5 protein-coding genes and 1 pseudogene are annotated in these 8,173 nt (G+C 35.5%); 4 read left to right on the top strand and 2 right to left on the bottom strand.

Features of this window, described 5'->3' with window-relative positions; genetic code table 11:
• Window positions 1–332 (top strand): annotated as a pseudogene (locus tag F6K15_RS21445) (RNA-guided endonuclease TnpB family protein); the annotation flags it as partial.
• A 201-nt stretch (window positions 333–533) separates the two neighbouring features.
• Complete coding sequence (locus F6K15_RS21440) at window positions 534–1,412, top strand: phosphatidate cytidylyltransferase (protein WP_293064084.1); 879 nt, start codon at window positions 534–536, stop codon at window positions 1,410–1,412.
• Window positions 1,413–1,616: 204 nt separating this feature from the next.
• Here F6K15_RS21440 and F6K15_RS21435 read toward each other — a convergent pair whose 3' ends face one another.
• On the bottom strand, window positions 1,617–2,465 hold the full coding sequence (locus tag F6K15_RS21435) for a DUF2993 domain-containing protein (protein WP_293064082.1): 849 nt from the start codon (window positions 2,463–2,465) through the stop codon (window positions 1,617–1,619).
• A 2,067-nt stretch (window positions 2,466–4,532) separates the two neighbouring features.
• Between F6K15_RS21435 and F6K15_RS21430 the strand changes: the two genes are divergently transcribed.
• Together F6K15_RS21430 and F6K15_RS21425 are read left to right on the top strand one after the other, a co-directional pair.
• Window positions 4,533–5,300 carry a pseudouridine synthase gene (locus tag F6K15_RS21430; protein ID WP_293064080.1) on the top strand — a complete coding sequence of 256 codons (768 nt, stop codon included), beginning with the start codon at window positions 4,533–4,535 and terminating at the stop codon, window positions 5,298–5,300.
• Window positions 5,301–5,589: 289 nt separating this feature from the next.
• Window positions 5,590–6,489, top strand: a complete 900-nt coding sequence (locus F6K15_RS21425; protein ID WP_293064077.1) for a RodZ domain-containing protein — start codon at window positions 5,590–5,592, stop codon at window positions 6,487–6,489.
• 3 nt (window positions 6,490–6,492) lie between these two features.
• On the opposite strand, the gene malQ is transcribed toward F6K15_RS21425, so the two are convergent.
• Window positions 6,493–8,007: a 4-alpha-glucanotransferase gene (gene malQ, locus F6K15_RS21420; protein ID WP_293064074.1), complete on the bottom strand. Its 1,515-nt coding sequence runs from the start codon at window positions 8,005–8,007 to the stop codon at window positions 6,493–6,495.
• Window positions 8,008–8,173: the final 166 nt, after the last annotated feature.

Raw genomic sequence — 8,173 nt, 5'->3', positions numbered from 1 at the left:
AAATAGATAATGGTCATAAAAGTAATTCAGAATTTGTACCAATTCCCACAGCTAGACTCAAAGAAAGAATAGCTCAGTTGTGCGATGAATATGGAATAATATTTATAGAAACCGAAGAAAGTTATACAAGTATTGCTTCATTTTTAGATGGTGACTATCTACCTAATTATGGTGAAAAACCCGATGATTGGAAACCGTCACCGAAAAGAATAAAGCGTGGTTTGTATATAAGTAGTAATAATAGGTTAATTAATGCAGACTGTAACGGGGCTGCAAATATAATCACAAAAGTAAGCCGCAAAGCTAAGGTTAAACTTAAGCCGACTGTGTAGGGGCACAATGAAATTGTCCCCAGAGAGTGTATCTTTGGTCAGCTAAGAATAGACGGAGCAACACGGATTTATCCTGTTGCGTAGTATCTGCTTAGAATCCCCGTGACTTGAGTCCGGGGAGTAGTCAATGGAACATTTAACGCTGCATTATTGGAGCAAAAACTTAACCTATCATTTATTTTATCTGAATTTGTATATATTATGTCTTGGTCTCGTATTATTAGTGGATTAGTGGCGATCGCTGTTGCTTTGGGAATGATTATTTTCGGGGGATGGTGGTTTACAGTAGGCATGGGAGCGATCGTTTACCTGGGCCAACAAGAATATTTTCAACTAGCACGCACCAAAGGTATTGCACCAGCAGCCAAAACCACCCTAGCATTAAGTCAAGTGATGCTGATAGTCGCTGCCCTAGCTCCTAATTTAGTAGATGCTATATTTACATTAGCAGGAACTCTAATTTGTTTTTATCTACTATTTCAGCCAAAATTAGCTACGATCGCTGATATCGCATCATCAATTTTAGGTCTATTTTATGGTGGATATCTACCGAGTTATTGGATTAGACTCAGAGTTGGACTAGAAGCTCAGTTACAGACACCTCACACAATTCCACTAGGAAATTACTGGGATATTTCATGGATAGACCCTTTGAGTTGGCCTCCGAGTTTAACATTTACTCTACTTGGTTTTTGCTGTATATGGGCTGCTGATATTGGTGCTTATTTTGTGGGAAAATTCTTTGGCCGAATTAGACTATCAGAAATAAGCCCCAAAAAAACTGTGGAGGGTGCAGTGTTTGGAGTTATGGGTAGTATCGTAGTCGCGACAGCAGGTTCTTGGTACTTAGGTTGGCCTGGTTTGCCTTGGACAGGTGCTGCTTTGGGTTTAGTAGTAGGTATTGCCAGTCTACTTGGAGATTTGACTGAATCGATGATGAAACGAGATGCAGGTGTGAAAGATTCTGGACAACTAATTCCTGGACACGGAGGAATTCTTGACCGCACGGATAGTTATGTTTTTACTGCACCCCTAATATATTATTTTTTTACTTTACTTTTACCACTTCTCAATGCTTAGAATTTAGTATATAGCAGGGAATAGGCAACAATGAGAAAAGCATTTCTCTGTCTCAGGTTGATCATCAACATAGCAGGACTTACGCAAAGGCACTAAATATAGTAGATAAAAACTATAGCACTATGGTATATATGGCGTTTTTGTCGGAAAAATGCGTAAGTCCTGATAAGTCAAACACCAACTCGTTCCTTGCCATAGTTGGATTTATGGGTTGACTGTTAAGCGACCTTGACAACTAAGTTGACCAGGATTTAATGTTAATTCTTTTAATTCAACATCAGAACCTAAGTCAATTTTGATTTTATTTGAAAAGTCATAACTAGGCTTTTGCACAATCTGAATCTCTAGATTGTCTAACAATAGTTCAGAGCTACTAGCAAGCTTCAAATCAGTATGCAGAGTCAAAGAAATCTTGTGATCTGATGTAGACAAAAAATTAGTATAGAAATGTAATCTACCTGGAAAAATTTCAGCTTTTTGGTCATACAAATTAATTGGTTGTTTTAGCTGTTCTAAAAAATCTGAAGGTAATAATGGAGTTAAAAATTCAACGATCGCCTGAGCTAAGAGGGGAGATTGTAAACTAGCATTAAAGTCAGACTGTAGTAATTTCAGCTTACCAAAAAAAGGAAAAGATTCTAAAATTTTTAATGGTTTACCCTTGATAACTTGACCAATATTAATCTTAATTCCAGTTGCAGATAAATCTATCTCCGTTAAATTCAATCCTCGAAAAACTACATTAGAAGCAGCAACAGAAACCTGCGGAATTTTACCTGTAAGAATTTGACGATCGCCACCTTCAATCAGAACTTTTAATTGTTCTACCTGTTCTAGTTGAGATTTTAACCAAAATTTCAATGCAGGGGATAAAAATCTACTAACAATCCTACTCTTTCTTGGAGTTGATATTTCATCTTGACTTTCAATAGCAACATCAGAATCGGAAATTTGATTTACTTCTGGTAAATTTTTATTCATCAAAGACACCATTAAGTTAGTATAGTCAGTTTTATAATTACTTCCAGAGAAGGAGAATATATAAACTAGCATATTTTATAGCAGAAGTAAGAAGGAAGAAGGAAAAATATGGCGTTGTCTGACTTTTAAGCTTTTTATATGTCCTAGCCTTTTCTTCAACTGCTATACCAGGAATTTGGATTGAAAAATTATATCTTTCTAGAGAAGCTTTGATATTTATTTGAGCTTATACAAATTTAATGTGAGGCTAAACCGAATTATACAATTCATTCATTTTAAGTACCTAAACAAAATCAATTGCATATTTTTTTGCCTAAACTGCTAGTATTTTTTCGATTATTTATAGTGGTTTTCACAAAAGTAAACTACAGTAAAAATCATAGATATAGTCATTTAACTTTAGATTGAGACAAAGCTTTCTTGCTCTGAGGAAGTTTCAGACGAAAAAACGTCTCATTTTTAAGTTAAACAACTATATATCTCAAGCTTAACAAGTTGCAGAAATAGTTATGTATTCTATGTTAATGAAAACCGCTATAAGCAAGCAATAACAACTCTCATAAACATTAATTTGAATTCATTTATATTTAATAAATTTCCATCAAATTTCGATTAAGTTTTGCATTGGTGAGTAATTAGGGCTTGCTGATTAAATCTAAAAGCATTGACATATAAAGACTTTAGCATTTTTTTGCCTTTAAAAAGTACCTGGTATCACGTCTAAAACGCTCAAAAAGGAGCGTATTTTAGGCGTATAGTTGGGCAGAAAAATCATTTTTACCGAATAATTAATAATTAATAGTTAATAATTAAATTATTCGCGCTTTGAAGCCTCCCCTTTTAAGGGGAAAAAGCGGTCTATCTTCGGAGCTTCCCGTAGGGTGAGATGGCGAGGTCTCGGAGCTGTCCGACCATCGACCAAGAGAAGAAATAATATTTCCTGATATTCAATTCCGTAACGGTTAAAACCCGAGGTAATTATCAATTATCCATTATCAATTATCAATTAATGAAAATTCTTACTCCTGCTTCCTCGCTCATTCCCATTTCTCCTGTCTCCTGTCTCCTGTCTTCCCCTCCACCGGAGGGGGAGGGGCGAGGGGGTGGGTTGTCTCCTACCCCAGAAAAAAGACTTTTTCAGCAAACCCTAATTAGGTAGCCAAAATATCTTGAATTTTTTTTGTTCTTATTCTTCTAGCTTTTCTATCAAACTGTGGCTAGTATGAATTAATGCTCGATCAATGAAAACTACAGTAAGCTTAGTTGGACTTAGACAAAAATCAGGCAAAAAAAGTCCTCAAGTCTATAGAAACCATTTGGTATATTTGCAGGCAGTATGTGCTTTTGGCAGTAGGAGTAAGTCCTCAGAACTCATTCTGTGGTGAAGTCAGGAAATTCAGAAATAGAATTAGGAGAAAAACACTCCCTGACTCCCCTACTCCCTGACTCCCCTACTCCCTCACTGCCCTACTTCCTTTTCCCCTTTTCCCTCTTGAATGTTGAAACTTTTTCTTGCCAAGAATGCTGTAGCTTTTATGCCTCTTACTGTTCAATTGTCCCATCGGTTTAACCAATTGTCAAAAGTTATTTTGCTGACTTCAAATAGTTTGATTAATTGAGAGATAGAAAACTCCCGATCGTTCAAAATTATAAATTTACCTCTATTTCTCACTTGAGGGAATTAACTTGAGCCGCTATAATTTTTTCTATTGCTAGAAATTATGAACTCTGTCAAACTTTAACTGGTCTATTTGTTCTTCAGTTGCTCCTTTAAATATCTAATTTTATGTTTATATCTAAAAATTAAAATGCTAAAAAATATATGTTGCTTTTATTATAAATTCAGAAAAATATAACACTTATTGTAGGGGGTTGTAAAAAAATTGATGTGTTTATTTTTTCTTCTACTTTCCACCTAATATAGCAATCATATTTCAGTTGTAATATTTTAGTGTTAATTAGAAGTCAGGAGTCAGAATATCAAAGGATTTTTATCGGTCTTAATTGTTCTTAAATATCTCATAAATCATTCCTGATTTCTATCTGTACAACCTACCTATACCAAAAATTTACGATCCGAATAGAACTGCTATATATTGACTAATAATCTGAATTGACAAAAGTAATGAACTGAAAAGTATGGCTGAAAGAGTACAAAAAATATTATCTCAGTGGGGAATAGCCTCTCGACGTCAAGCCGAACAAATGATTATAGCTGGACGAGTAAAGGTCAATAGTATAGTTATCCCATTAGGTGAAAAAGCTAATCCGGAATTGGACCGCATTGAAGTTGATGGTTTGCCCCTCCAACCAGAAAACCGTCCTAAATCTATATATTTATTGCTCAATAAACCGATGGGGGTAATTTCCACTTGTTCGGAACCTAGTAGACGTAGTAAGGTTCTAGATATTCTAAGTTCAGAACTGAGAAATGGGAAGGGGATTCATCCAGTAGGACGCTTAGATGCAGATTCTACAGGAGCATTACTCCTCACAAATGATGGTCGAGTCACATATTGTTTGACCCATCCCAAACATTGTCTTCCCAAAACTTATCAAGTATGGGTAGAAGGTCATCCTCAAGAATTAACATTAAAATTGTGGCGTCAGGGTATTATCTTATCTGGTAAAAAAACTTTACCTGCTCGGGTTAAAGTTCTAGAGGAAAGTAATAATTCTCAAACTCTTTTAGAAGTGGTTATCTCTGAAGGTAGAAATCGGCAAATTCGTAGAGTTGCAGAAAAATTAGGACATCCTGTTGTGAAACTACACCGTACTGCAATTGGCCAAATCCAGTTGCAGGTATCTGGAGAGTCTGCTTTGCCTAGTGGTCATTACCGACCTCTAAAAGATTTTGAAATTAACTTTTTGTACGACCAAATCAATAAAAGTTCTCAATCAAGCTAAAACTTAGAGAGTTTTAAGAGTTTGAGTTAAGTGGGTATAATAAGTCAAACATCCACGTATAATTTCATACTTTTTTCTAGATAAATCTTGCTGATTTTATCACAATATATCTGGTCTACAACTTTTGAAAAAATTGTATGAGCAATATGTTTAGGAGTTATAAAATGAAAATTAATGATTAAATTAATTACAGGTAATCAAGAATATTATTGACATCAATAAATTAATTATTATCCTATCAGTATCACTCTAATAATAACAAAAGTAATAGTTTCTATAAATTAAATCAATGGTAAATTTGACAGCAATAAAAAATATCAAAAACAGTTTCTTTGTCTTACCATTTAAAAAACGTTTTCATCAAGAAAAAGAGCTGTCTTTTGAAGAAAAACAAAACCAAACATTAATAGATATAGGATATAAATTAAAAAGATTTCGAGAGAAACATTCTATTTGTTTAGAAAGAGTGGCCATAGTAACAATGATTAGAATTAATCTGCTAGAAGCTATAGAAGAAGGTAATTTAGAAAAGCTACCTGAGCCTGTTTACATTCAAGGTTTAATCAAGCGGTATGCAGATGCTATGGGATTAAATGGAGAACAATTAGCAAACTTGTTTCCGACTGAAAAAAACCGAGAAACCAGAAAAAAATCTCTCCTCAATCTATCAATACCTCAGCTACGACCACATCATCTCTACTTCTTATATGTATCAATTGTTTTATTGTCAGTGAGTTTGTTGCCCCGTATAATGAGTAGCTATTATATACTAGGGAAAAAATCTGAAATTAATAATTATATAAAAGAAAAACATCAAGGTGATTTAGCTCAGGCATCTTCAGGTAATATTAAAACTGAGGAAAAATCTACAGATAAAATAACAACAGCACAGTTAGAAAAACAAAATCAAAAACAATCTTTAGCAGTGAGTGTAATTGTCAAAGAAGACTCCTGGGTGTCAATAAAAGTAGATGGAAAAATAGTATTTGAAGGGACTTTAGTGCAGGGAACTCAAAAGACTTGGGAAGCTCAAGAACAATTAGTTTTCTTTGCAGGAAACGCTGGAGGAATATTCATACCTATTAATAATGGACAAACGATGCGACTGGGAAAAACAGGAGAAGTAAAAGAAGTTGTTTTTACTCCTACTGATACTAAAATTTCCCAGTCCAGCAATACTAAAAATTAAACACTATGAATCCTCATTTTGTGGCTCACGACCATAAATTTCTGTGACTTCTCTAAGGCGATCGCTTACCTCTGGAGTTAATATTTCCGGTTGGTAGCGCCAGCTCCAATTTCCTTCAGCAACTCCAGGTTGATTCATCATAGTTTCTTCTCCAAATCCGAAAATATCTTGTAGGGGAAAAATTGCCATAGAAGCCACCGAAGACATGGCCAAACGAATTAAATCCCAATGAATTCCATTACCACAAGTACAACCCAGAAAACGAGTTACTCGTTCCTGTTCCTCAGGAGAACGATTATTAAACCAGCCCACAGTAGTATTATTATCGTGAGTGCCAGTATAAACAACCCAATTAGGAGAAACATAATTGTAGGGTAAATAGGGATTTTCACAGCCTGAGTCAAAAGCAAAATGCAGAATCTTCATACCAGGAAGTTCAAACTTATCACGCAATTCTTCGACATCAGGAGTAATCAACCCTAAGTCCTCAGCAATAATTGGCAAAGACCCTAACTTTTCATTAATAGTTTCAAAAAAAGCCTCACCGGGCGCCTCGATCCATTCACCATTTATGGCTGTAGTTTCACCTTCTGGCACTGCCCAATAAGCTTTTAAACCACGAAAGTGGTCAATTCTAATCAAATCCACTTTATTAAGCATTGATTGAATGCGTTGTACCCACCACAGAAAATCTTGCTGTTCTAATCTATCCCATTGATAAACTGGATTGCCCCATAGTTGACCAGTCTCACTAAAATAATCTGGGGGGACACCTGCCATCAAAGATGCTTCACCTGTTTCTCCATCTAGGCAAAATATTTCCGGATGTGCCCAAACATCAGCACTGTCATGGGCAACATATATAGGAATGTCACCAAAGATTTTTATTCCTTGCTCATTGGCATAATTTTTCAGATCGTCCCATTGTTGGAAAAACTGATATTGAACGAATTTATGGTACTGAATTTCATCGGCCAAACGTTGCTGCCATTCTTTTAATGCTGCTGGTTGACGACGGGCAATTTCTTGCTCCCAGGTATGCCAACTAGCTCCTTGGTGGGCTTCTTTTAGGGCCATATAAAAAGCATAATCATCTAACCAAAAAGCTTTACTGGCACAAAAATCATAGAATGCTTGTTTTTCTTCAGATTCTTTTGTTTTAAAATTATCGTAGGCTTTTTGTAGTAAAGAGTGCTTGAATTCTCTGACTAAATCAAAATCTACTCGGTCATTTGGAAATTCTGGCAAATTAGATAAGTCTTCCTCACTGAGTAATTCCTGGTCTTGTAGTTTATCTGGACTAATTAGCAGAGGGTTTCCTGCCATTGCCGAATAAGCTAGATAGGGAGAATTACCAAAACCTGTCGGTCCTAGTGGTAGAATTTGCCAAATTTGCTGTCCGCTGTCTGTTAAAAAGTTGACAAAATTGTATGCTTCGTTACCTAAGTCACCAATTCCAAAGCGACTTGGGAAGGAAGTAGGGTGCAGTAGAATACCGCTAGCTCTTGAAAGTGGCATAGCTAAACCTAGAAAATATTAATCAAAAAAATTGCTGGCATCAAACACCAGCTTAAAGTTTATTCTACGATCAAGGGGGTATTTTTTGTTGACACTCTCACCGTTAAATCAAAGATTATAACGAGAGATTCCTGTATCACAGATTCTCGGGCTAGATGACAAATCA

This window comes from Okeania sp. SIO2B3 (assembly GCF_010672525.1).
Classification (GTDB): domain Bacteria; phylum Cyanobacteriota; class Cyanobacteriia; order Cyanobacteriales; family Microcoleaceae; genus Okeania.
The sequence above is the reverse complement of the archived record's forward strand: the minus strand, read 5'-3'. Positions and strand labels throughout refer to the sequence as shown.